Origin of the sequence: Lacrimispora indolis DSM 755, assembly GCF_000526995.1 — a bacterium.
GTDB lineage: Bacteria > Bacillota > Clostridia > Lachnospirales > Lachnospiraceae > Lacrimispora > Lacrimispora indolis.
This window is the reverse complement of record NZ_AZUI01000001.1, coordinates 5,992,905-6,017,281: the sequence shown is the minus strand read 5'-3', so window position 1 is coordinate 6,017,281 and position 24,377 is coordinate 5,992,905. Positions and strand designations below refer to the sequence as shown.

Sequence of the window (24,377 nt, the reverse complement as noted above, 5' to 3'; positions counted from 1 at the left end):
GAATGGATATAAATATCTATGAAAAACGTGGTGATGAATTGCTGGAGAGAATTTGGAAGCACTCGGAACAGGTAAGGCTTCCGGGAGAGTGTGCTTATCATGCCGGCCAGAAGATGAAAAAACAGAAACAGGTCAATATATCAAAACAGACAATGCTGCGGCTGCAAAAGCTGTACTGGGTACAAAACCCAAAACAGGAGGATGGATATGAGCGAAACAGTGTGGTGGAAAAAACCAATGAGAATCATTCAATATAACCTTCAGGTTGCTGATACTCCGTTAATGGATGCACAAAAGATTGCCGAAGAGCTGGAGGCAGATTATGCCAATGTGGTAGTCATCAATGTGGGCGGAATTTATGCATGGTATCAGAGTAAGGTGAAGCATCATCATATTAACGAATTTTTACCGCCGGAGAGGGAGCTGCTTAAGGAACTGATCGAGGCCTGCCATCAGCGGGAAATTAAGGTTATTGCCCGTTTCGATTTCAGCAAGGCAGAAGATATTATTTATCTGAAAAGGCCGGACTGGTTTGTTCAGCAGCAGGATAAATCACCGTTGATTTACGGAAAAGAAAGAATGGGAAATTGGTCACTGCTCCTGACTACCTGCATCAACAGCGGATACCGCAACGAAGAGGTGGCGGTTCCAGTGATGGAAGAGGTCGTCAGAGAATATGATATTGACGGCATATTTTTCAATGCTCCTCATGGTTCTCCGTGCTGGTGTGAAAACTGCAAGACAAAATATAGAAAGCTGTACGGAACAGAACTGCCGACAGCAGCGGAAGATTTTGATACTGATTGGAATTCGCTGTGCCTGAAAGAGAATATCAGCCTGCTGAATGATGCGGTTAAGAATATCCGCAGTGATATTCCGCTGATTCTGTATTATTACGGCTTTGATCTGCTGCCGGGAGAGACCTGGGCGGTAGATAATTTGGATGAACGTTATGCTTCTGCAGATTTAATCTGTACCGAAGCACAGGATGTCCTATCGGTTGGGGTAAAGAATGTTCCGGCTATATGGAAGCCCTATATAAATATGAAAATCGGCAATGCAGTTCCCGGTTATCCCCGGCCCTTCGGAATCATTCATTCCTGTCCGGGAATGGATTGGCGTCATGCCGGACTTCCAAAGGCAGAGTACATGTTCTGGATGGCTCAGGTTATGGCAGGCAATGCTCATCTGTGGCATTCGATTACAGGTTTTAATGATACAGTTACAGATAAACGATTGCTGGGGGCTGTCAGGGAAATCAACCGGATGGTCAGCCTTTGTGAAACACAGATGGATGGAGCGTCTGCTTCTTCGCAGGTACTGCTGCTTTGGGACGGTTCGCGCAGTGCCTCCGGCTGGGTGGATGGAATGTGTGCCACACAGTATCAGTTTGACATCATGGATGTCCATCACATGAATTTGGACCGGATGAAAGAATATCAGGTTCTGGTCGTACCAGCTGGCTTTTATTTGAATGAGAAAGTGACGGCAATGTTGGTGGATTTTGCCGGCAGCGGAGGGCAGCTGCTTATAGAAAAGCATGATGCATCGGCAATCCAGAAACTGGCGGCGTATATGGGAATCAAGCCGGCGGTAACCGAAAGTGATTCCCTTACTGCCAGCTATATCCGATTAGAAACAGAAGATACAAGCCTGCGCAATCAGCTGGAGGAAATCACTTTTATTCCATTGAGGGGACAGGTGCTCTATATGAAGCCTCAGGACAATACTGAGGTGCTGGCTACCCTGGTTCCTCCATTTGCTCCAATGGACGCAGTGGGGGCTCCGCCGGAGCGGGCCAGTATGCCGGTCAGCCAGACGGATCTGCCGCTGATTCTGCGCCATTCGTATCAGGATGGAATTGTGATGACCCTGGGTTTTGGTCTAAGTGAATTGATTTTAGACTATCATTTGGAAGATCATTACCTGCTGATGCGGAATTGTCTGGATGCCCTTACCGGTGTTTCAAAAGAATTCATCATGGCTGAAACGGTGGCTGGAATTCTGACCACGGTATATCATAATGGTCAGGACATATTAGTGCACTTGGTTAACGGTGTCGGCCAGCGGCCGTTGATCAGCTCGATTCCTTATTTCAATGCCGGATTTACAGTAAAATTGCCGGAAGGCAGAACCGCCGTAACCGTATCTGCTGTAATCGAGGATGAAGCGGTAAGCTGGCACCAGGAAGGCAGTCAGGTGATTGTAAGTTTAAGTAAATTATCCGTTTGGAATATGATATCAATAGAAACAGCATAGGCTGGCAGAATGAGAGGTAAGTATGGCTTGGTGGATGAAAAATAATCTCCGGATGATTCAGAACAACATCCGGGATATTGATGCAAACATGGATATTGACAAACACATTGAATGGCTGAAAAGTTTTGATGTAAATGTACTACAGATTGGCTGCGGGGGAATTACGGCCTTTCATCCCAGCAAGCTGGAGTGTCAATGGAAAAGTCCTTATATGGAAGGAGATTTTTTTAATGAGGTAGTAACTAAATGTCATGAAAATGACATTAAAGTCATTGCCCGTTTCGATTTCAGCAAGACCCATGAACGGTTCTATGAGTCTCATCCGGAATGGTATTCGAGGAAGCCTGATGGTTCCCCAATACGCTATCATGATACGGTAGCAACCTGTGTAAATGGTGAATACCAGCGTAAATGGTCTCTGGAAATCATCCGGGAAGTGCTGGAGAAATATCCAGTAGACGGAATTTTCTTTAATATGTTCGGGTATATCACCTTTGATTACAGCGGCAATGATGTGGGAATTTGTCAGTGTGAGGGTTGTCAGTCGCGTTTCTATGAAATGTACGGTGAGCCATTGCCGGAGAAAGAAGATGACAGCAACCCGGTATTCCGCAAATATCAGGAATTTAAGGTGATTACGTTAAATGAAATTCTGACCAGCATTCACGAGCTGGCCCGTTCCGTTTCGCCGGAAATTGCGGTCAGTACCTATACCGCCCACGGCGTGGATATTGTCAGAAATGAGTCGAATTCGGCACTGGACCGGCTGCTTCCGTTCTGGATTTACAACAGTACGGATAATGTTGGGGTGATAGAAGGCAGCTATGAAAACAAGATCAGTTCCAATTGTGCCATTAATGCCGTTGACCTGCCCTACCGCTTTATGGGAGTTTCCAAATATTTGAATGAAATACGTTTATATGGTAATCTGGCTGCCGGGTCCGGGCTTGACTGGTGTATTATCGGAAATTTTGATGATTATCCGGACTATGATAATTTCTTGTCAGTTCGTGAAATCTTCAAATATCATAAACGTTATGAGCGGTATTACGGACATTTCAGGCATAATGAAAAGATCATGGTGGTTTGTGATACGGCCCGACATGTGATCAACAAAGAATACCGTGGACTGTTCCGGATGTTGAAAGAAGAACATATTCCATTTCGAATTGTTGAAGTTGCAGCACTTGAATCAATAATGGATGAATTCGACCGCTATGACTTGATTTTCCTGCCGGCAGTGAGGACACTCTCAGAGGCGGTTAAGGCGGCACTGGTTAAAACCACTGCACGGGTAGTTGGCAGCGGCCTGGCGCTGGAGGGTGATGAAGCTTATGTCAGTGAGCTGTTTGGAGTCCGGTTAAAAGAACAGATTACTGATGTGAGAGGCACCTATCTGCTGACAGAACCCAAGTTTGTATTCTCTGATTTTAAAGATAAGCAATGGGTCTTTCTGGATAAGCAGTATCGTGAGATAGAACTCTTAGAGAAAACCGGAGGTCTGCTGCCAAAAGTTGAAAAGGCGATGTTTGGACCGCCGGAGCGCTGCTTTGGTCATCAGGTAACAGGGGCCAGTATGATGGCATTCAGTGAAAACGGGAATATCTACATACCGTGGATGATTGCGGAAAATTACTATCAATACGGGTATGATGAGTTCAAACGGCTGTTGCTGGATGTGACTGGGGCTGCTGAAAGCAGGCCGTTTATTACCGATGCGGGGCCGATGGTGGAAATGTTCCTTTCACAGATTGATGATTCCCAGCATCTGCTGCAGCTGATTAATATGACCGGTTTCAACGGAATGACCTTCTTTGAGCCGTCAGAGATTCCGGAGATATCAGTGGTATTAAAGGATATAAAGCCGGCCTCCGTGAAGGTGATGACGAAAACCGGATTACAGGATACCTTCTATAAGAACGGCATGAAGATATCGATGGAAAAGGGTGAAGTTTATAAAGCATTTTTAGTGCAGCTTTAATGCTGTTGCAAAGGAGGGAATCGGACAATGAAGATCGTAGTTTTGGATGGGTTTACAGAAAATCCGGGGGATCTCAGCTGGACTGGACTTGAACAGTTGGGCTCACTGACGGTATACGAGAGGAGCCCCTGTGATGACGAGGCTGAAATCATCAGAAGAATCGGTAATGCCGAAGCTGTATACATCAACAAGGTGCCGTTGACGGCAGCCGTCATCGAACAATGTGAAAACCTGAAGTTTATCGGTGTGCTGGCAACCGGATATAATGTTGTGGATATCCGGGCTGCCAGTAAAAAGGGCATTCCGGTATGCAACATTCCCACATACGGTACCGCAGCAGTCGGACAATTTGCCATTGCACTGCTGATGGAAATCTGCCACCATATTGGGCATCACAGCCAGGCTGTTTACGAAGGGCGCTGGAGTGCCGGTCCTGATTGGTGCTTCTGGGATTATCCGTTGATTGAGCTGGCGGGTAAGACAATGGGGATTATCGGTTTTGGCCGGATCGGTCAGGCGACTGCAGGGATTGCTCAGGCCATGGGAATGAAGATTTTAGCTTATGATGCTTATCAGAACCCGGATCTGGTAACGGATACATGTAGTTACAGTGCTCTTGATACCTTGTTGGAGGAGGCGGATGTAATTTCTCTGCACTGCCCGCTGCTTCCGGAAACGGAAGGAATCATCAATAAAGAGACTATCGGGGTTATGAAGGATGGCGTGATTATTATCAACAATTCCCGCGGGCCGTTAATTGTTGAAGCTGATCTGGCTGATGCATTGAGAAACGGCAAAGTATTTGCAGCCGGTCTGGATGTGGTCTCATCAGAACCGATCCAGGAAGATAATCCGCTCCTTCAGGCACCGAATTGTATCATTACTCCGCATATTTCCTGGGCGCCGAAAGAAAGCAGGGCTCGGCTGATGGAGATTGCTGTAGAAAATTTGAAAAGATTTATTGACGGTACTCCTGTAAATGTGGTAAATCCTTAATAATGGAGAGAAAAAATGAACGAATCTATTCATAAGTATTTTAAAGTTGGATTAATTCAGTGGATGAGTCATCCGCGAAAAGATATTCTGGAATCGGTCCGCCAGATTGCGGCTGATGATTTTTTTGACGCCATTGAAATCGGTCCGATCAAGGACGATGAGAAGCGTGAACGGACCAAAGTGTTACTTCAGCAGAGTCATATGACGGTCTGCTATGGCGCACAGCCGCGCTTACTGGGAACGGGGCTGAACCCCAATGACTTAAACGAAGAGGGAAGACAAAAGGCGGAGCAGACTCTGCTGGATGCGGTGGATGAGGCAGCCGCTCTGGGAGCCAAAGGGATTGCCTTTTTGTCAGGCAGGTGGCTGGAAGAAACTAAGGATGAGGCTTACCGGCAGCTGCTTAAAACCACCACAAGTGTATGCAGGTATGCGGCAGCAAAAGGAATGAATGTAAACCTGGAAGTGTTTGATTTTGACATGGATAAAGCCGCCTTAATTGGCCCAGCACCCTATGCGGCCAGGTTTGCGGCTGATATGCGGTGCCGCTGCAGTAATTTTGGGCTGCTGGTAGATTTATCCCATTTCCCGACCACTTATGAAACCAGCCAATTTGTCATCCGGACACTGCGGCCTTATATTACCCATCTGCATATCGGCAACGCCGTGGTAAAATCAGGTTGTCTGGCATATGGGGATTTGCATCCGAGGTTCGGCTTTCCGGACAGCGCAAATGATGTGCCTGAGCTGACGGATTTTTTCCGGGTACTGAAAGACGAGGGCTTCTTTAACGAAAAAAACCCGTATGTACTTTCTTTTGAAGTGAAACCATGGGATAATGAGGAAGAAGATATTATTTTAGCAAATACAAAGCGAGTAATAAATCGGGCCTGGGCAATGGCATAAAACCGCCCGGCAAGGAGGATAACATAATGGATGAGAAAATAATGCTGAATTCGACGGACACTACCGGGAATATGATTGCCCAGGAGATACGCAAAGGCATTTCCGAAGGACGGTATAAAACCGGCGAAAAGATTAAAGAAGCGGATTTGTGCCAGCGGTTTGGTGTGAGCCGGACGCCGGTGCGGGAAGCGTTTCGTCTGCTGCAGAATGAAGGCCTTCTCGTTCATAATCCCCAGCGGGGCGTACAGGTTCCGGAATTCAGACTGGAGGAGCTGATGAACCTCCAGCAAATGCGGACAACGCTGGAATGCTTATCGGCCCGCAACGCAGCGCCTCTTGCAAACGAGGAGAACATATGGCGGCTGCGGGAACTCAATCGTCAGATATCGGAATTTGATGAGAACAATACCCATAAAACCGATGCCCTGGATCGTGAGTTCCATCTGACAATTGCCCGTATCGGCAGCAATCCATATGTAACTGACTTCCTTCAGAATATTTTAACGAGATATGAGCTCTCTACTTATGTAATACCATTTCAGGGGAGCCGTATTCCTTATACGTATAAAGAGCATGAGGATGTGATTACGGCATTGGAATTAAATGATGCCGAACTGGCGGAAAAATATATGAGTATTCATTTTCATTACAGTACCCTTTCGTTAAGTAAAAAATTGGCGAGATATATGGAGGAAATCAAGCAGAAAAAAAGGAAGAAACGTAATTAAATGTACTGGCTGTTATGAATGTAAATACCTGAACAGGATGATTATTTATAACGGCCAGTTTACAGGATCGCATAAATATATGATAGGAATGATTGCAGCTCGCTTAACGACAATAGCATTTTGTTGCAGGAAGTTAAGGTTTTTAAGACAAAAATACGGATTTTATTTCACTGGGAATGTACTTGATGCAGGTAGCAGGCTTAACTATGTGGTCGGTTCATGTTTTTAATGTACACGGCTTGACGGTATTGGCGATTAATATCATGACACTTGTGTTTTCAGCAATTATTTTATTCTGTAAAATGAAATATAAATAGACGTGAAAGGCGGTATTATAATATGAAAATCGGGTTTATTGGATTAGGAATTATGGGAAAACCGATGGCCAAAAATCTAGTAAATGCAGGTTATGAGTTAGTTGTTTTTGATTTTAATAAAGAGGCGGTGGCCGAACTGGTATCCTGCGGAGCAGCATCGGCAGAATCCGGCAAAGAGGCGGCGGCTCAGGCTGAAGTGATTATAACCATGGTGCCCAATTCGCCCCATGTCAGAGCCGCTGTTCTGGGTGAGAACGGGGTCGCAGAAGGCGCAAAGCCGGGAACGGTTTTAATTGATATGAGTTCGATCGATCCAACTGAGAGTAAAGCCATCGGTGAGGAGCTTAAGAAGTTCGGGATTGAGATGCTGGATGCTCCGGTCTCCGGCGGAGAACCGAAGGCAATTGACGGTACTCTGTCGGTAATGGTCGGCGGAAAGAAGGAGTTATTCGATAAGTATTATGAAATGCTGATGGTAATGGCCGGTTCGTCCGTATATGTCGGGGAACTTGGTTCCGGGAATGTTGCAAAGCTGGCAAATCAGATGGTTGTGGCAGTCAACATAGCAGCGATTTCAGAAGCGCTCACGTTTGCAAAAAAAGCCGGTACCGATCCGGGGCTGGTGTATCAGGCAATCCGCGGTGGCCTTGCCGGGTCTACAGTTATGGATGCCAAAACACCGATGATGCTTGAGCGGAACTTTAAACCGGGGTTTCGGATTGAACTGCACATCAAAGACTTAAATAACGCATTAAATGCGGCACATGCAGTCAGTTCACCGGTGCCGTTAACAGGACAGCTGATGGAAATCATGCAGGCATTGCGGGCAGATGATAATGACAAGGATGATCACTCTGCGATTGTAAAATACTATGAAAAGATAGCTAATATTACGGTTTGTCCGGACAAGCTGCAATAGCAGCGATGAGGTCATGCCCGGTGAAGCGGGGCACGCTGTGAGTAAATAGCGAAGCGGATTGCGAATATCCAATTGATTTAGTGGATAAAAGGTTTGTGACTGACCAATTTGTTTAATGGTCGGATATGATATTGAAAATCTGGCAAACCTGAGGATAAAGAAATCATATTATGGGGGAATTACTACTGGCCGCTATGGACGCACCGCTGATAAAAATCTTCTGGTCAGGAGAGTCAACATCATAGCGTATCATGTAACTGGTGGATGTGGCTGAACGCACTGGGCAAAATTGTGATTGACGATGCCCCGTGTTATTGGATATAATTAGGTTAGCTATAAGCAAAGTAAAGAAGTTCTTGCGGCGCAAGAGCTTTTTTGTTATTATGATGTAGAAATTAGGCGGTGAGATGAAGTGGCGAACAGATTTGAAGACAAAGTGGCCTCGGTAAGTAAGGCCCTGACCATATTGGAAGTATTGAGCAACGAGCCGGAGGGATTGGGGCTGCTGGAAATCAGCAGCCGTGTCGATATGCATAAGACAACGGTTTACCGACTTCTGACATCATTGATGGAGAAGAACTTCGTTGAGCAGGATGAACAGACGGGACGATATTCTATGGGTCTTAAGATACTGAGCCTGGCCAATGCATTTTATGAGAAAGTGGATATCCGGATTATTATACGTAAATACATATCCGGACTTTTGGCTGGAGAGGTAAGTTCCTCTTCTGAAGATCAGTGTTCAGAAGAAGGTTTTCTTTTGGTCAGCAAACGCATGGAACACAATTTTGTTGTGATGGACTGTCTGGAAGGCGGCATGCTGGCACCTCTGCGTGTTGGAGAGGTACTTGCAAAGGAGAGCATCATCGTGAAGACTTGCTGTGCCAATATTGCAGTTTGGCAGCAAGGCAAAAACATGTATCCATCAGGACTTACTGTGAAGCAGGAAGCAGAATACCGCCAGGAACTTAAGAATATCTCTATTCAGGGTTACGGATATTCTGAACGGGACGTGGGTGCTCTCCCCTGTGCAGCAGCGCCTGTATTTGATTATTCCAAAAATCTGGTATGCGTGTTGAGCATCCATTCCATATCATTGGAGGATCAGAAGGTACGCTCCAGAAAAATATTAGATTTGATGAATACAGTAAACCGTATTTCCGGTGAGTTGGGTTATGCAGGATATTTATAGATAAACAGAAAAACGTGTAATGACATTTACAAGGGCATGGAGAAGAGAGAGTTATGAAATCTCTTCTCCATGCCCTTGATTTTGTATTTGTGCATTTGTAATAAAATACAAAAAATAATTGACATTAAAGTGTAAGAGATGTATTATAAAAACACAAAGTTGTTTCGTAATACGAAACTAATGCAAATAATAAACCGTATTACGAAATGATAATTAAAAATACGAAATTCAAAAAGGAGGTAACTATGGAAAAGTACACAGCAAAGGTCAGCAGTGTGACAACTGCAGAGGTAATTGTGTGCGGTGGGGGATGTGCCGGTGTGGTAGCAGCGATTGCCAGTGCCAGGAACGGGGTTAAGACAATTTTGGTAGAAAAGACATCCATTGTAGGAGGAACAGCGACGAATGGTTTGGTTGGACCATTTATGACATGTTTTGACCCTTCAGGCAAACAGCAGATTATCAAGGGGATTTTTAATGAAATTATTGAAAGAATGGAAGAAAAGGGCGGTGCAGTTCATCCATCTAAGACAGGGGCTGTAAGTAACTATGGCTGTTATATCAAGCTCCGTCATAATAATGTAACTCCGTTTCATCCGGAGACACTAAAGATGGTGCTTTTGGAGATGCTGGTGGAGGCCGGCGTGGAATGTTATCTGAACACCACCATTCTGGATGTGGAGATGGAGGGTGACAGAGTTACTGGAATTGTGGCATTTGATGGAAACGACCTCCGGCTGTTTGAGGGGAAAATAGTAATAGACTGTACTGGAGATGCCTTTGTAAATGTAAAGGCAGGTGCTGCCTGTGAGATGGAGGATGTGGAGACAGGACTGCAGCCCATGACACTGTTTTTCTGGATTTACAACGCTGATGATGAGAAAATCGAGGAATTTTTAAGCCAGGACGAAGAAACAAGATACCTGCCTTACCACCATATCATTGAGAAGGCAAGACAGGAAGGCAAATTCAACATTAACCGGAATAAGATAGGCATGTACCACATGGTCAATCCGGGAGAGTGGAGACTGAATACCACCCGTATCCAGGGGAGGAATCCGGTGGATTCCAAGGATATGAATCAGGCTTATATGGATGGCATGAGACAGGTGGATTTTCTGATGGAATTCTTCAAACAGCTTCCCGGCTTAGAGAATGCACGCCTGGCTCAGGTGGGAGCAAACGTGGGAGTCAGGGAATCAAGGCGGATCATAGGCGAATACATATTGACGGAACAGGATATGATTGAGAACACAGAGTTCCAGGATACCATAGCCCTGTGCAGTTATCCTGTAGATTTGCATCCGGCGAAAGGAGCTCTCACTGGGACGAGCTATAAGAAAGAGCACACGGATGTGGCCGATGTATATGAGATCCCATTCCGTATCCTTCTCACCAGAGATCTGGATAATGTCCTGACAGCAGGCCGCTGCGTGTCGGCAACTCATGAGGCACTGGGAGCCATCCGGATTATGCCAAGTGTCTTTGCAATGGCTCAGGCAGCCGGAACAGCAGCAGCCCTGGCTGTCAGAAGTGATATAAAGCTAAAGCAGCTTGATACCAAAAGACTGCAGGAAATACTGGAAGAGCAGGGACAGTGCTTAAAAAGGCATAAATAAATTGAAAGTACATACTCGATTAGAAGAAAGAAGAGGGTTGGGATTATGAATGTGTCAACAGTTTTAATTATAGCGGCATTTATTATTATCGTTGCCTTGATGGTAACAGATAAAATCAATGCAGTGGCTGCTTTGCCGCTTATGGCAGTGGTACTCTGCCTTATCGTAAGAATACCTGTAAAAACAATTATGAATGATGTTGTAGGCGGCGGGATCTCCGGTCTGTCGGGTGCTATCTTTTCAACATTGATAGCGGCGGTGCTTGGAGAAGTGATCCGAAAGACAGGCATTGCTGAGAAATTAATCCGCAGTGCGGCAGAAATGGGAGGGGATAATCCATATTTTATGGCTATTCTTTGTTTTCTGGCCTGCGGTTTTTGTTTCATCGGTTTAAGCGGAGTAGGCGCTAAGATTATGCTTGGCTTAATTGTGTTCCCGATTATGCTGTCTGTCGGTGTACCTAAGGTGATTGCAGCATTTGTCATGCTTGCGGGAACGTCTATTGGATATTTCATGAATGTTGCAAGATGGACGTTTATCGGTAATCTTGTAGGTTTGGAAGCGTCAGACCCGCTTGTGAAGAATACGGCTATCATGCTGATTATTCCAGGTATTATTATCAGTATTCTTTTAATTGTTATTGGAATCAAGGTAAAGGGGCCGGTATTTTCCTGGTCCGCAGAGAAAAAATCAGTCTCAGCCAATGACAGCGATGTACCTTTATACGCCGTACTTGCTCCTGTGATTCCTCTGGTACTTGTTATGGCATTTAAGTGGGACGTGAATACTGCACTGATTGCAGGTATTATCTATGCAGTTTTATGTACCCAATGGAAAGTGGGATTCAAGGGTTCCCTTGATTTAATAAATAAAGCAGCATTTGATGGTTTTGCCAATGTTTCTGTGACAATTGTGATTATGATGGGCATCGGTATGGTATTGGCAGCCGCAAAGCAGGAGCTTTTACTGGCCCCCATACAGGCGCTGCTTACAAAAGTCGTGCCCACATCACCGCTTATGATTATTCTGGTATTTGGAGCCATCGGACCGTTCCTGACAATGTACCGAGGACCGTTAAATCCTTGGGGGCTGGGGGCTGCTCTGATCGGTATTCTTCTGGGAACAGGGCTTCCCATTGGACTGATTGTAACTTTGGCCTGGCTTTATGATTATTATGTGGCAGTGAATGACCCGACAGCTTCTCAGGTAACCTGGGCATGCGGTTATATGCAGCTGGGAGTTGGAAAGTATACGCGGGGAACATTCCTGATCGATGCTCTCTTTGTACTGGCAGGAGTCATTCTTGCAGTAGTATTCTTTATGTAGTAAATTGAGTAAATGAGGAAAAAATGATGGGAAGAAAAATAAGGATTGGAATTGATGTGGGAGGAACCTTTACAGATGCCATTGCTCTTGATAATGAGACATATGAAATCGTAGGCATCAAAAAGGTTCACACGACCCATCATGCAGAAGAAGGAGTTACCCGAGGGGTAATTGACATATTGAACATGCTGCTGGAGGAAATCCATTGCAGCTCAGAGGACGTGGTCTTTATAGCGCATGGGACCACTCAGGCAACCAATGCGCTTTTAGAAGGCGATGTGGCCGAAATCGGTATTTTGGGTATGGGGAGCGGTATCGGTGTGGCTAAAGTAAAAGCAGATACGGATATTGGAGGAGTAAAACTAGAGGATGACAAAGAGATAAAAACCTCCTATAAATTCATCAATACAGGGAATGGAGTGCCGGAGGCTGAAGTCATTCAGGCAGTAGAAGATTTTAAGAAAGAGCATATCAATGTACTTGTTGTAAGCGAAGCTTTTTCCGTGGACAACCCTGAAAATGAGGAGAAGGCAGCCGAGGCTGCAGCCAAAGAAGGCATGATGGTCACTGCAACCCATGAATTGTCGAAACTTTACGGGCTGAGGGCAAGGACGAAAACAGCAGTTATTAATGCATCAATTCTTCCGAAGATGATGCAGACAGCGGATTTGACCGGTCAGGCAGTAAAAGATGCACAGATCAAGGCACCTCTAATGATTATGAGAAGTGACGGCGGTGTCATGCAGATCGATGAGGTCAAAAAACGTCCTATACTCACTGTTTTGTCAGGGCCGGCAGCAGGGGTTGCGGGAGCTTTGATGTACGAAAAGATATCAGACGGAATCTTTCTGGAAGTCGGAGGAACAAGTACCGATATATCCGCAATCAGGAATGGGAAAGTAGTAACAAAGTATTCTAAGATTGGCGGTCATAATACTTATGTAACATCACTGGATATCCATACAATAGGTATCGGCGGCGGAAGCATGATACGTTTTAACCAGAAGAAAATCATAGATGTGGGACCGAGAAGTTCCCATATTGCCGGACTTGCCTATGCATGCTTTGCAGATTCAAAGGAGCTGGAAGGGGCAAAGGTGATCAGTGTCACTACGCCAAAAGATAAAACCTGTGATTTCCTGGCATTGGAGACGAAAGAAGGAAAACGTTACGCAGTGACCTTGACTTGTACGGCAAATTATCTTGGAAAAGTTGGAGATGGCGATTATGCCAGGGCAAATCCCGAAAGCGTCAGAATCATATTTGAGATACTGGAGCGGGAATTTGGCCGCCCGGCACAAAGTATTGCCTCGGAGATTATGGTTATAGCTGTTGCCAAGGTTGTTCCTGCTGTAGAGGAATTTGTCAAAGAATATAATCTGTCGAAAAATTACCTTATACTGACAGGAGGAGGCGGCGGGGCAAGCTCTGTGGTGCCATACGTGGCGGAACAGATGAAGCTTAAGTACAAAGTCGCCCAGAATGCCTCAGTAATTGCTACCATAGGTGCGGCATTGGCCATGGTGCGCGATTCTGTGGAAAGAACGATTGTAAATCCAACACAGGATGATATTATGAAGATAAGGAATGAGGCGGAGCAGGCTGCGATCCGCTCAGGCGCCTCACCGGAGTCTGTGGAAATAACCATAGATATTGACACGGCCAAGAATATTGTACGGGCAACTGCAGTGGGGACTACGGACTTAAGTGCAAAGACATCTCATGGAGAAGTGCTGGATGATGAACAGATTAAGGATAAGGTAATCCAGGCTTTCAGTAATCAGGAAGTAAGTGCTGTCAATGATATCTATCATTCACCGACTCTCCATGCCTTTGACGTTGTGTCATCAAAAAAAGGTTTTCTTCCTTTTATGAAGAAAAAAATGCGGACCACTTGTGTAATCGATATGAGCGGAGTGATCCGGTTAAATGTGGATGACAGTGATAATTATGTAATCCGTGAATCAGACAGAGCATCTTTTGTAAAACGGGTGGAAGAACATATGAAGTTCGATGAATCAGGGAAAACTTCTCCGATTATCCATCTGGTGGTAAATGGCAAGATTGCAGATTTGTCCGGATTGGACAGCGAAGAACAGATTATGGCTCTGGCAGACCTTGAGTTTAAGCGGCTGACACCAGGCAGTGATTATCTGGCAATTATCAAGAAGAGATAAGGTGAAAATATATGGCACAGGAATACAGCAGAGTGGAAAAATCAGGGCTTCAGATGTTTGAACGGTTTGAATATACAAAATCCCTGCCTGAACAGGAAAAAATCGAAATAATCCGGGAGGCTGTCCGGTTTGGAGAGAAGAGAGCCGATGAACTTAAGGCTGAGTTCCGCTCAGCAGTACCCAGCCAGATTCTCAACATGCAGGGAATTCTTATTCTTGAAGAAAACGACAAGGATAATACCCGCCCAAACTTTGTGAAATTTGCAGAGTTTCATGTTAAGCAGAAAAAGGTGCTGCTGAACAGTCAGGTGCTTCGTATAATATCCCGGCAGATGGAGCGAGATCTTGTAAAAGAAATTATCCTGTGCCATGAAATGTACCACTATTTTGAGATGTTCCGCTGGGGAAGGACGGGGGATTCCTTCAAACGTAAGGTGAAGCTGTTCCAGATGATTCCTGTGACAAGACGGATTCTCCCGGCAGAGGAAATTGCTGCAAATGCATTTACGAAAGCATATTTAAAACTGGAGTTTGAACCTCAGGAACTGGAGCAGATTTATTTTAACCGGATCAAGTAAGTCCGGTAAAGCGAGGCACGTTGTGAGCAAGTAACGGAGCGGATTGTGAATATCCGCTTGACAGGTGCTGCAGAATAGAGCGGCATATGTTTTAAATCAGGCACAGAGTTACATGGGCTGTAAGATGTTCAGGTGTGAAAAAAGGACTGAATAATTGATATATACCGTCCTTTAATATTACAGGTTTATGACACAGATCTAAAAAGGGGTAAACGGTACCCTGATAGTAAGACACAGAAAAAAGCTGTGTTGAACTATTAGGGTATCGTTTACCTCTTTAGGTTATCTCATTTTTTACTTTATGGTTTGTGTTACATATACACAAATAAAAATAAACAACTGCATTATTTGGAAATAAAAATAAACGAATATTGAGCACATTAATAATTTTTTTTGTTTATTTTTCATATATGTCTGTTCGTATATAATGGACACAACAGCTGGACGATAATTGTTGCTGTATCCAGTTGTAATTTGATAATTTTGTGAAATATCAAAAATTAGGAAAGGAGTACATGACACATGATTGATGAGACACAAGTTCAACAACCGCTGTTGTTCCAGGACAATCGGATTGAACGATTTTACATCGGCGGGAAACTGCTGAATGAGTGGCGGAAGGCTGAGGCGGGTGAAGATACCCATATGTGTGAGGAACTGCTTGTCACATCCATCGGCGCAATTTCCAAGGGAAAGGAGGAGGGATTTGCAGTCAGCAGAACAATAGAGGAACAAGGAGCGCTGCTGTTAAGCGATATTATCCGGGAGTATCCGGAGGAAGTGCTGGGAAAAAGATTTCATAAATATAATCCCAGTCAATTGACAGTTCTGGCACGGGCGGGAGATACTAAGGTCAGACTGGTGATGCAGTGCCACCCAAAGCGGGAGGATGCCAGAAGATTTTTCCAGATGCACATGGGTAAGAGCGAGGCATGGTACATTGCAGGAACCAGAGAAGAGGAACATAACTTATGCGTATATGCCGGCTTTAAACCTCATGTGACCAGGCAGCTTTGGGCGGATTTAATCGAAAAGCAGGATGTTCCGAAGATGCTTGACTGCCTGCACCAGATACCGGTCAGGCGGGGACAGACAATTTTAATTCCGGCGGGAATGGTGCATTGTGTGGGACCAGGCTGTTTGTTCCTGGAATACCATGAGTGTAACGATGTAACGGTCAGAGTGGAGCGAAACATTAATCAGATGACGCTGAGCGATGAAGAGATGTTTTGCGGACTCAGCACGGACGACGGCCTCAGTTTGTTTGACTACACAACCTATACAGATGAACAGATCGTCCATAAGGTTATTATGAAGGAACGCATTATTGAGAAGCAGGAACAATACATCATAACGGATTTGATCAATGAATCGGACAATGATTCATTCGGCATACAGCTTGCCGAACTCAACGGAACTTACGTTCTGCCGGAGTTTGACGGACACAGGATTCTGATTCCGGTGGAACATGATCTGATACTAAGAGAGGGTGATAAAGCATTCCGGCTGGTGCAGGGACATGCGGCCCTGATACCTGCGGCATGTAAAGATTTGAGGCTGGAAGGAAAGGGCTGTAAGGTAACCATTGGAATACCATTTATCTCGGAGAAGGAGAATTTGTGAATGAAAATTGTTGGGGTAGCAGCATGTACTGCAGGAATCGCGCATACTTACATTGCCAGAGAAAAGCTGGTAAAGAGCGCACAGCTTCGCGGGCATACCATTGCTTGTGAGACACAGGGAAATATCGGCATAGAGAATGAACTGGATCCGAAGGCTATTGCAGATGCAGATGTGGTCATTCTGGCAGTTGACGTGGCGATTGATAAGGCGGAGCGCTTTGAAGGGAAAAAAGTTATCAAGGTAGATACTTCGACATTGATTAAAAATCCCATCGGGTTTATGCAGAAAGTGGAAAAAGTGATTGATAAATAGGGGGAGCACTATGAAGGATATCATTAACTTGAAGGAATTGAAGCAGCACATATTGACCGGTATTTCTTATTTTATTCCGCTGGTGGTCGGTGCAGGTTTGACGATGGCAATCGGAAGGGCGTTGGCGGGACAGTCGGTTGCGAATCTCGGCGAGAATGGTATTGGGTACTGGATGTTCCAGACCGGATCTTTGGGCATGCAGATGATGACACCAATCTTTTGTGCCTACATTGCCTTTTCCATAAGCGGCAAGCCGGGACTGGCACCGGGCTTTATCATCGGCTGGCTGGCCCACAACATTAATACCGGCTTTATCGGCGGTATGGTGGGCGGTGTTCTGGTCGGTGTCGTAGTGAACTTATGCCGGAAATATATTAAATTGCCGAAGACGATTGAAGCTTTAAGGGGAATGCTGCTCATACCGTTTTTAGCTACGGCTGTGTCGGGGATGTTGATGTTTGCTGTTATAAAAGGGCCGATTGTCTGGCTGATGGCAACAATGACCGCTTTTTTACAATCCTTATCATCCGGTTCCAAGTTTCTTTATGGCGGTATGCTGGGAGCGATGGCAACCTTTGATTTTGGCGGACCGGTTAATAAAACTGCGACCGCATTTGTCAATGCTCTTTATGCGGAGGGAATCCGTGATGCCAAGACCGTCCAAATTATCGCCAGTATGATTCAGCCGCTGGGAATTTCACTCTCTTGCCTGATGATGAGAAATAAATACACCAGACAGGAAAAGGAGACATTAAAAGCCGCCTCCATCATGGGCTGCTTTATGATTTCAGAAGGTGTGATACCGATTGCAGCGCGCGATCTGCTGCGGGTAGTGACCGCCTGTGTCTGCGGTTCTTTTGTGGCAGGCGGGCTCTCCATGGTATGGGGAAATTCTTCCGAGCTGTTAAATGGCGGGTTTATCGCCTTCCCATTCTTTTCATCGCCGGTTCAAGGACTTCTCTCACTGGGGAGCGGTGTAGTTATCACAGCAGCAGTTCTTTCGATAATAAAGAAACCGGTTACTGAGGCAGATGAAAATCGAAATGAGGATTTGGGAAAAGAACTTTCAGATGAAGATCTGGACGAAATTGAAATTGAAATTATATAAACAGGAGGCATTATGCTATACAATTTAAAGGAAATGTTAACAGTAGCTAAGTTGAATCATTTTGCTGTTGGCGCATTCAATACTTCGGATCTGGCTCTGGTGAGGGCAGTAGTTGAGCAGGCGGAGGCGACAAATACACCTGCGATTCTGCAGTTTGCACCAGGGGAATTTAAATATGCTACTCCTCATTTCTTCCAATATGTGACTCAGAGGCTGAAAGACAGCAAAGTGGCCTTTGCCTTGCATCTGGATCATGGAAAGACCATGGAAGAGTGCGTGGAGGCGATCCGGGCCGGATTCACATCCGTGATGTATGACGGTTCCCTGCTGGAGCTGGCTAAGAATAAGCGGCATACAAAAGAAATCGTGGATTTTGCCCATTGGCTGGGTGTATCTGTGGAGGCGGAAATCGGCACCATCGGCCAGGTCAGCGGTTCGGATGAGGGCGGAGTTACGGATGTTACTTATACCAATCCGGAGGAAGTTGTTGATTTTGTCGGAGCGACCGGCTGTGACGCGCTGGCGATTGCTATCGGCACTGCCCACGGCATTTATCCCAAGGGATTGAAGCCCAAACTGCAGCTGGAACTGCTGGCAGAGATCAATAAAGTTGCCACCGTGCCGCTGGTGCTGCACGGTGGCAGCGATAATCCGGATGAGGAGATCAGGCAGGCCTGTGAGATCGGAATTCAAAAAGTTAACATATCGAGTGATATTAAGCAGGTTTTTTTTGCAAAGGTTCATGAAATTTATACAAACACCGGTAATTTTATGCCGCCGCAGGTCTTTAATCCGACCATTGAAACGGTGAAGTTTACGGTTCAGGAAAAGATGGATCTATTTGGGGCAACTGGGAAATCCTATTTATGGTAGGTTGAAATCCCAATGACACGATATCAGGAGTGAACGATGAAACAGGTAAAAGATAGTATCTTATTACACAATATACTATTGCTGCTAAGTGAAAATGAATACATATCCGTATCCAAGATTGCGTCGGTTCTGGAGACCAGCGACAGCACGATCCGTCGAAAAATAGACGCTCTTAATGATACGCTGAAGGAATCCGGGTATGGCTGTATACAGAAATCACCGCGGAAAGGTCTGCATCTGGTGGTAAAAAACAGCAATGCGATTCCGAAACTGTTTTCCAGTTTTGGTTCGGGAAGTATCGCAACCGGGAGACAGCAAATTGATAATTACCTGTTTCTGCTGCTATCGTCGAAGGATAACCGGCTGACCTTAAATGAGTTAAGTGAACAGGTATATGATTCCATTCCAGTGGTCAGAAAGAATTTGAAGGTCTGTGAAGAGTGGCTGGCAGTGTTTGAACTCCGGCTTAATTTCCGGCGGAATTATGGGATTTTTTTAACAGGAAGCGAAGAAAATATCCGGCTGGCAATCAAACATCTGGTGCTGAATAACGGATTGTACAGCATTGATGAGGCCATCAGCTTTTTTGCCAGAGGGCTTGACTTAGCTTTGTTAAAAAAATGTATTTTCACGATGAAGGACAAGTGGGACTTGAAGTTTGCTGAAGAGTCCTTTCATTCCCTGCTTATTTACGCGACGCTGGCCATTGTCCGCGGCCGGTTTGGATTACTGAATATTTCGGAGGCAGACCGGGATACAATCCCCAGGTATGAAGAGTATAACTGGTCAAAATCCTTGTTTTTGATGATTGAGGAAAAGTTTTTTGTTAAGATCAGTGAGGAAGAAACCATCTACTTTTCCATCCAACTGCTGTGTTCTTATCTGATACACGGCGGAGGGGCAGAGGAAAATACCGCTTACGAGTACGACGAAAAACTGAAGATATTTATTACCCGTATTGTTGAAGTGATCAGTGAAGTGCTGAGTATGGACTTGACCAGGGACAGGGAATTATATTATGGGCTTTTAAATCACATCCGGCCGGCCATATTCCGGATGCGGTTTGAGAAAAAGACGACCAAGACACTGAGTGACTTTATCAAGGAAGAGTATAAACAGATGTATCGGGTATCATGGGCCTTGTCAATTCTGTTTGAAGAGTGCTATGGCATTAATATCTCTTCAACGGAATTAAGCTATATTGCTTTGTATTTTCAGGCTTCCCTTGAACGGCTGTCCAATCCGGTGAGCATGGCGCTGGTCACGAACCTGGGGATGGGATTAAATCAGCTGTTTGCAAACAAGATCAGGATTTCAATTCCGAAGGTGGAGACGATTGCAATTATTTCCTTGCATGATTTTGAACGCTCTATGCTGCAGCAATATGATCTGATTGTCTCAACGTCGGATTTAGGCGTTGTCAGTAATAATGTTCTGCAAGTCGGTTCGCCGCTGGCGGATAAGGAAATAGGGGAGATCCAGCACCGGATTGAAATCCTTAATAATCACAAATTAAAAACAAAAATGAAGTTTGATCCGTCCTGTCATGATTTATTTGATCCGCAGTTGATTTTTACGGATGTGAAAGTCAGGGACAAAGAGGAATTGCTGAAGCTGCTGTCTGATCGTCTGGTTTCGCTGGGTCATGTGACCGCAGACTATCACGAATCCATCTTAAAACGGGAAAAGACAGTGTCCACCTGTATCGGGAATGGGGTTGCCATTCCCCACGGGAATTCTGGATTTGCCAATCACTCCAAGGTGGCAGTGGCACTCCTAGACAGTCCGTTGGAATGGAATATGGAAAACGCTGTGGATACAGTATTTCTCCTGGCGTTTAAGGTTGAAAACCGGGATGACTCGAAGCTGATCCAGCTCTTTTACAAGGGCTTTCTGGAGCTGATCGAGACCGAGAGCAGCCTTGGCTATCTACGGAGTCTGGACCGGGATGAGCTTTATCAATATTTGATTCAATAGAGGTGAATGATGCAGCTTAAAGATGTACTTGATGAAAGAATTATACGTATTGGCCTGGATGTAAAGGATAAAAATGAGGCATTAAACAGATTATCGCAGCTTTTATATGAAAATCATTACATCGATAATGTCGATGAATTTGTAAAAGATATTTATCTGCGTGAGGCGGAGGGAGTCACGGGAATTGGGGGAGGAATTGCCATTCCCCATGGTAAGAGCCTGAGCGCTAAGCAGCCGGGAATTGCAATTGCGACTTTGAAGGCACCGATTCAGTGGGAGACTTTGGATGAGGGAGATGTGGATACCATTTTCCTGTTCTGTGTCAATGCGGACAAGGATTTTGGAAGAAATCACATGCTTTTGCTGTCTAAGGTTGCGGCGAAGCTTGCGGATGATGAACTGATACATAAGATTCGGAAGGTTTCCTCCTGTAAAGAGATGATCTCTTATCTGACAGGGGAGAAGATATGAAGGCAATGATGGGATTTCAGAAAGGATATGATAAACGCTATGTGCAATAATTATGAAAGGGATGACAGCGTTCTGAAGAAAATGGCGATGGAGATCCGACTGCTGGCCCTGGAAGGGATTCATGCGGCGGGAAGCGGTCATACGGGCGGTTCGCTGTCTGTGGCTGAGATTCTTTCGGTGCTGTTATTTCATGATATGCAGGTGAATTTAAAGCAGCCTGAGGACCCTGATCGAGATCGGCTGGTGCTCTCTAAGGGGCACGCGGCGCCGGCTTATTATGCGGCTCTGGCATTAAAAGGATTTTTCCCGAAGGAGGATATGAAAGGACTGCGGCAGGTAGGAAGTCATCTTCAGGGCCATCCTTCCATGGTGAAGACCAAGGGCGTGGATATGTCCACGGGGTCTCTGGGACAGGGACTTTCGGCAGCAAATGGAATGGCAATGGCTGGAAAGTATCATGGAAAAGATTATACTGTTTATTGTATCTGCGGAGACGGGGAATTGCAGGAAGGGCAGATTTGGGAGGCGGCGATGACTTCCGCGCATTATAAGCTGGATAATCTGGTTTTGTTTGTGGATCACAATCATTTGCAGATTGACGGCCGGACAGAGGAAGTGATGAACGTTGAACCAATTGGTGAAAAGTTTCAGGCGTTTGGCTGGGATGTGGACGAGATTGACGGGCATGATGTGAAAGCGATAAAGGCGGCGGTAACTGCGGCAAAAGGCCGGAAAGGTGTGCCATCAGTGATTGTTTGCAATACCGTGAAGGGAAAAGGCGTGTCATTTATGGAGAATCAGGCTGTCTGGCATGGGCTTTCCCCGGATGATGACCAATATGAGCGGGCAGTCATGGAATTAACGGCAATGGAGACGGAGAAGGAACGGAGGTCGGCAGAGTGATGGGATATTTGTCAACGCGGGAGGCCTATGGGGAGGCGCTGGCTGTGCTGGGGCAGGAACGGGAGTTCGTGGTACTTGATGCAGATTTGTCCAAGGCAACGCAGACGATACGATTTGCGAAGCGTTATCCGGACCGCTTCTTTAATATGGGAATCAGTGAGGGAGATATGATGTCTGCAGCAGCCGGAATTGCATCGACTGGGGAGTGCGTGTTTGCCAGCACTTTTGCAATGTTTGCAGCAGGGCGGGCTTATGAGCAGATTCGGAATTCCATTGCCTATCCCGGGCTGAACGTGAAGATCGGGGCCACCCACGGAGGGATTCTGATCGGAGAGGATGGAGCATCTCATCAGTGCATTGAAGATATTTCACTGATGAGGACGATACCGGGAATGACAGTGATAGTACCCTGTGATGAATATAGTGTGTTTGAGGCGGTGAAAGCTGCGATGGAGATAGACGGACCGGTTTATTTAAGATTCGGCAGAATGTCGTCACCTCCGGTTTACGCAAAAGACACGGTTCGGTTCACGGTAGGGAAAGGCAATGTACTCCGGGATGGAAATGATGTGGTGATTATAGCCATCGGTGATATGGTATATGAAGCGCTGGCAGCGGCACAAACTCTATCCGAGGATGGGCTGTCTGCAGCAGTCATTGATATGGCGAGTGTCAAACCGATTGATCGGGATTTGATTCTGACCTATGCGAAAAAGATCGGAAAAGTTGTGACGGCTGAGGATCACAGTGTGATAGGCGGGCTTGGAAGTGCGGTGGCTGAAGTGCTGGCGGAGAATGGGAATGCAAAACTGCACCGGGTTGGAGTACAGGACCGGTTCGGGTGTTCGGGGAAGTCTGCGGATTTGCAGAATAAGTTCAGTTTGAATGCTTCAGGGATTATTATGGCAGTAAAGGACTTTTAAAATCAATGACGCCAAGTTGAGAAATTTAACTGAATCAAGTAAGTCCCCCACTTCAGATGTGAAAAGCATTAAGTGGTGGGTGGGAACTTGTTTGTGTCAGGTAGAGTACAGGCTCCACCTGACAGGCAGCGACAGCTGCTATTGGGTTTTGCCCGATAAAGCGGGGCAGGGCCTCCCCCCCCACTATCGGGGACGCCGTGAGCAAGTAGCGAAGCGGATTGCGGACTCTTTGGAGTCCGTTTTTTTTATTTGGCATAAAAATGGTGCTGCTGCTCCAGTAGATTTAATCTACTTTTGCAACAGCTCCTTTTCGGTTGAAGCCCATTATTGTTCCCCTCCGATTCCAACATTTTGTAAAGTAAGCCCTATAACACCCTGATCCCTTGGGCAGAAGATTCCAATAGTTTTTACTTGCAAAATGAAATAAGATAGAGTAGACTAAGTTATATTGGAATATGTTACATTAACATAATATACTTTGTTTTATTAATAAATTTAACTAGAAGGATAAACATTGCAGGCATATGGTATTCGGCAAATTCCTGGCTGCCTGTAACTACGAACACGCACATGTTTATGAAAAATATATCAAAACAACAGAAACGGATTTTAAAGTACAGGAGGAAGCAGGATGTATTATGAGATTTGCACACTGAGTTGTCTTATGGAAAAACCAATGCATGGCTATGAACTTGGGAAAACCTTAAAAAGGAATTTCAGCGCCTGCACACGCATAAGCAACAATACCATTTATCCCATTCTGAAAAAATTTCAGAAGTCTGGTTACATCATGAAACGAGAAGAACAGCAGGAAGGAAAACCTGACCGGTTTGTTTATGAAATTACGGAGGCGGGTAAAAGAAGCTTTATTCAAACGCTCAATACGATAACGGATACACTTGCCTTTGATCGTGAAGAATTTTTCATCCGGGTTTCTTTCTTTCACCTGCTGACGCCTGACATCCGCAGAAAAGTTCTGGAAGGCAGGCTTGCATTTATACAGGAGGCGATGCTTACCACAAGGACGCTGCAGGATGGAGAAAGCCTATACGGTCATCGGTCGGCGGAGGGACGGGAATTTTTATTGGAATTGTACCGTTTAGAGATGGAGACTATTGCCAAATTTCAATGCCGGATTGACGAGCCATGTTTGGCTCCGAAAGAATATTTTTTTTAAAGAAAGGACAAT

The 24,377-nt window shown here is 45.4% G+C and carries 21 protein-coding genes; all 21 read left to right on the top strand.

All coding sequences use genetic code 11. The features are described 5' to 3' along the window. Nucleotides 1-2 precede the first annotated feature (2 nt). The 21 genes from K401_RS33345 (at nt 3) to K401_RS32140 (ending at nt 24,365) form a co-directional block, all read left to right on the top strand. Nucleotides 3-257 (top strand): hypothetical protein, encoded by a 255-nt coding sequence (locus tag K401_RS33345; protein ID WP_024296266.1) that lies wholly within the window; start codon nt 3-5, stop codon nt 255-257. Continuing rightward, a complete protein-coding gene (locus tag K401_RS0129160) occupies nt 208-2,259 on the top strand; it encodes a family 10 glycosylhydrolase (protein WP_024296265.1) in 2,052 nt (683 codons plus the stop codon). The genes K401_RS33345 and K401_RS0129160 overlap by 50 nt, the downstream gene beginning before the upstream one ends. A 22-nt stretch (nt 2,260-2,281) precedes the next feature. Next, on the top strand, nt 2,282-4,240 hold the full coding sequence (locus tag K401_RS0129155; protein ID WP_024296264.1) for an alpha-amylase family protein: 1,959 nt from the start codon (nt 2,282-2,284) through the stop codon (nt 4,238-4,240). Between the two features lie 27 nt (nt 4,241-4,267). Continuing rightward, a complete protein-coding gene (locus K401_RS0129150; RefSeq protein ID WP_024296263.1) occupies nt 4,268-5,236 on the top strand; it encodes a D-2-hydroxyacid dehydrogenase in 969 nt (322 codons plus the stop codon). 15 nt (nt 5,237-5,251) lie between these two features. After that, the gene (locus tag K401_RS0129145; RefSeq protein ID WP_024296262.1) at nt 5,252-6,142 is read left to right on the top strand and encodes a sugar phosphate isomerase/epimerase family protein; all 891 of its coding nucleotides are present in this window, start codon (nt 5,252-5,254) and stop codon (nt 6,140-6,142) included. 26 nt (nt 6,143-6,168) lie between these two features. Continuing rightward, on the top strand, nt 6,169-6,870 hold the full coding sequence (locus K401_RS32155) for a GntR family transcriptional regulator (RefSeq protein ID WP_024296261.1): 702 nt from the start codon (nt 6,169-6,171) through the stop codon (nt 6,868-6,870). 339 nt (nt 6,871-7,209) lie between these two features. Beyond that, nucleotides 7,210-8,106 (top strand): 2-hydroxy-3-oxopropionate reductase, encoded by an 897-nt coding sequence (gene garR, locus K401_RS0129135; protein ID WP_024296260.1) that lies wholly within the window; start codon nt 7,210-7,212, stop codon nt 8,104-8,106. A 412-nt stretch (nt 8,107-8,518) separates the two neighbouring features. Then, the gene (locus tag K401_RS32150; RefSeq protein ID WP_024296259.1) at nt 8,519-9,298 is read left to right on the top strand and encodes an IclR family transcriptional regulator; all 780 of its coding nucleotides are present in this window, start codon (nt 8,519-8,521) and stop codon (nt 9,296-9,298) included. A gap of 245 nt (nt 9,299-9,543) precedes the next feature. Then, complete coding sequence (locus tag K401_RS0129125) at nt 9,544-10,917, top strand: FAD-dependent oxidoreductase (RefSeq protein WP_024296258.1); 1,374 nt, start codon at nt 9,544-9,546, stop codon at nt 10,915-10,917. 45 nt (nt 10,918-10,962) lie between these two features. Continuing rightward, nucleotides 10,963-12,243 carry a hypothetical protein gene (locus K401_RS0129120; protein WP_024296257.1) on the top strand — a complete coding sequence of 427 codons (1,281 nt, stop codon included), beginning with the start codon at nt 10,963-10,965 and terminating at the stop codon, nt 12,241-12,243. A gap of 23 nt (nt 12,244-12,266) precedes the next feature. Further along, on the top strand, nt 12,267-14,420 hold the full coding sequence (locus K401_RS0129115; protein WP_034620061.1) for a hydantoinase/oxoprolinase family protein: 2,154 nt from the start codon (nt 12,267-12,269) through the stop codon (nt 14,418-14,420). Nucleotides 14,421-14,431: 11 nt separating this feature from the next. Continuing rightward, nucleotides 14,432-14,998 carry a hypothetical protein gene (locus K401_RS0129110; protein ID WP_024296255.1) on the top strand — a complete coding sequence of 189 codons (567 nt, stop codon included), beginning with the start codon at nt 14,432-14,434 and terminating at the stop codon, nt 14,996-14,998. Nucleotides 14,999-15,520: 522 nt separating this feature from the next. Continuing rightward, nucleotides 15,521-16,621 (top strand): class I mannose-6-phosphate isomerase, encoded by a 1,101-nt coding sequence (locus K401_RS32145; protein ID WP_024296254.1) that lies wholly within the window; start codon nt 15,521-15,523, stop codon nt 16,619-16,621. Continuing rightward, nucleotides 16,622-16,933, top strand: a complete 312-nt coding sequence (locus K401_RS0129100) for a PTS fructose transporter subunit IIB (protein ID WP_024296253.1) — start codon at nt 16,622-16,624, stop codon at nt 16,931-16,933. Between the two features lie 10 nt (nt 16,934-16,943). Further along, entirely contained in the window at nt 16,944-18,041 is a 1,098-nt protein-coding gene (locus K401_RS0129095) for a PTS fructose transporter subunit IIC (protein WP_024296252.1), read from the top strand. A 12-nt stretch (nt 18,042-18,053) separates the two neighbouring features. After that, on the top strand, nt 18,054-18,914 hold the full coding sequence (locus K401_RS0129090) for a ketose-bisphosphate aldolase (RefSeq protein WP_024296251.1): 861 nt from the start codon (nt 18,054-18,056) through the stop codon (nt 18,912-18,914). Between the two features lie 36 nt (nt 18,915-18,950). Further along, on the top strand, nt 18,951-20,891 hold the full coding sequence (locus K401_RS0129085) for a BglG family transcription antiterminator (protein ID WP_024296250.1): 1,941 nt from the start codon (nt 18,951-18,953) through the stop codon (nt 20,889-20,891). A 6-nt stretch (nt 20,892-20,897) separates the two neighbouring features. Beyond that, entirely contained in the window at nt 20,898-21,362 is a 465-nt protein-coding gene (locus K401_RS0129080) for a PTS sugar transporter subunit IIA (protein WP_024296249.1), read from the top strand. 39 nt (nt 21,363-21,401) lie between these two features. Then, on the top strand, nt 21,402-22,265 hold the full coding sequence (locus K401_RS0129075; RefSeq protein ID WP_024296248.1) for a transketolase: 864 nt from the start codon (nt 21,402-21,404) through the stop codon (nt 22,263-22,265). Continuing rightward, the gene (locus K401_RS0129070) at nt 22,265-23,188 is read left to right on the top strand and encodes a transketolase family protein (protein ID WP_024296247.1); all 924 of its coding nucleotides are present in this window, start codon (nt 22,265-22,267) and stop codon (nt 23,186-23,188) included. Before K401_RS0129075 ends, K401_RS0129070 begins: the two co-directional genes overlap by 1 nt. Before the next feature lie 631 nt (nt 23,189-23,819). Beyond that, nucleotides 23,820-24,365 (top strand): PadR family transcriptional regulator, encoded by a 546-nt coding sequence (locus tag K401_RS32140; protein WP_024296246.1) that lies wholly within the window; start codon nt 23,820-23,822, stop codon nt 24,363-24,365. Nucleotides 24,366-24,377 lie beyond the last annotated feature (12 nt).

What these genes read in the sequence shown, in the direction of transcription:
- K401_RS33345 (WP_024296266.1), top strand. Translation starts at nt 3, where the DNA reads ATGGATATAAATATCTATGAAAAACGTGGTGATGAATTGCTGGAGAGA.
- K401_RS0129160 (WP_024296265.1), top strand. Translation starts at nt 208, where the DNA reads ATGAGCGAAACAGTGTGGTGGAAAAAACCAATGAGAATCATTCAATAT.
- K401_RS0129155 (WP_024296264.1), top strand. Translation starts at nt 2,282, where the DNA reads ATGGCTTGGTGGATGAAAAATAATCTCCGGATGATTCAGAACAACATC.
- K401_RS0129150 (WP_024296263.1), top strand. Translation starts at nt 4,268, where the DNA reads ATGAAGATCGTAGTTTTGGATGGGTTTACAGAAAATCCGGGGGATCTC.
- K401_RS0129145 (WP_024296262.1), top strand. Translation starts at nt 5,252, where the DNA reads ATGAACGAATCTATTCATAAGTATTTTAAAGTTGGATTAATTCAGTGG.
- K401_RS32155 (WP_024296261.1), top strand. Translation starts at nt 6,169, where the DNA reads ATGGATGAGAAAATAATGCTGAATTCGACGGACACTACCGGGAATATG.
- garR (WP_024296260.1), top strand. Translation starts at nt 7,210, where the DNA reads ATGAAAATCGGGTTTATTGGATTAGGAATTATGGGAAAACCGATGGCC.
- K401_RS0129125 (WP_024296258.1), top strand. Translation starts at nt 9,544, where the DNA reads ATGGAAAAGTACACAGCAAAGGTCAGCAGTGTGACAACTGCAGAGGTA.
- K401_RS0129120 (WP_024296257.1), top strand. Translation starts at nt 10,963, where the DNA reads ATGAATGTGTCAACAGTTTTAATTATAGCGGCATTTATTATTATCGTT.
- K401_RS0129115 (WP_034620061.1), top strand. Translation starts at nt 12,267, where the DNA reads ATGATGGGAAGAAAAATAAGGATTGGAATTGATGTGGGAGGAACCTTT.
- K401_RS0129110 (WP_024296255.1), top strand. Translation starts at nt 14,432, where the DNA reads ATGGCACAGGAATACAGCAGAGTGGAAAAATCAGGGCTTCAGATGTTT.
- K401_RS32145 (WP_024296254.1), top strand. Translation starts at nt 15,521, where the DNA reads ATGATTGATGAGACACAAGTTCAACAACCGCTGTTGTTCCAGGACAAT.
- K401_RS0129100 (WP_024296253.1), top strand. Translation starts at nt 16,622, where the DNA reads ATGAAAATTGTTGGGGTAGCAGCATGTACTGCAGGAATCGCGCATACT.
- K401_RS0129095 (WP_024296252.1), top strand. Translation starts at nt 16,944, where the DNA reads ATGAAGGATATCATTAACTTGAAGGAATTGAAGCAGCACATATTGACC.
- K401_RS0129090 (WP_024296251.1), top strand. Translation starts at nt 18,054, where the DNA reads ATGCTATACAATTTAAAGGAAATGTTAACAGTAGCTAAGTTGAATCAT.
- K401_RS0129085 (WP_024296250.1), top strand. Translation starts at nt 18,951, where the DNA reads ATGAAACAGGTAAAAGATAGTATCTTATTACACAATATACTATTGCTG.
- K401_RS0129080 (WP_024296249.1), top strand. Translation starts at nt 20,898, where the DNA reads ATGATGCAGCTTAAAGATGTACTTGATGAAAGAATTATACGTATTGGC.
- K401_RS0129075 (WP_024296248.1), top strand. Translation starts at nt 21,402, where the DNA reads ATGTGCAATAATTATGAAAGGGATGACAGCGTTCTGAAGAAAATGGCG.
- K401_RS0129070 (WP_024296247.1), top strand. Translation starts at nt 22,265, where the DNA reads ATGGGATATTTGTCAACGCGGGAGGCCTATGGGGAGGCGCTGGCTGTG.
- K401_RS32140 (WP_024296246.1), top strand. Translation starts at nt 23,820, where the DNA reads ATGTATTATGAGATTTGCACACTGAGTTGTCTTATGGAAAAACCAATG.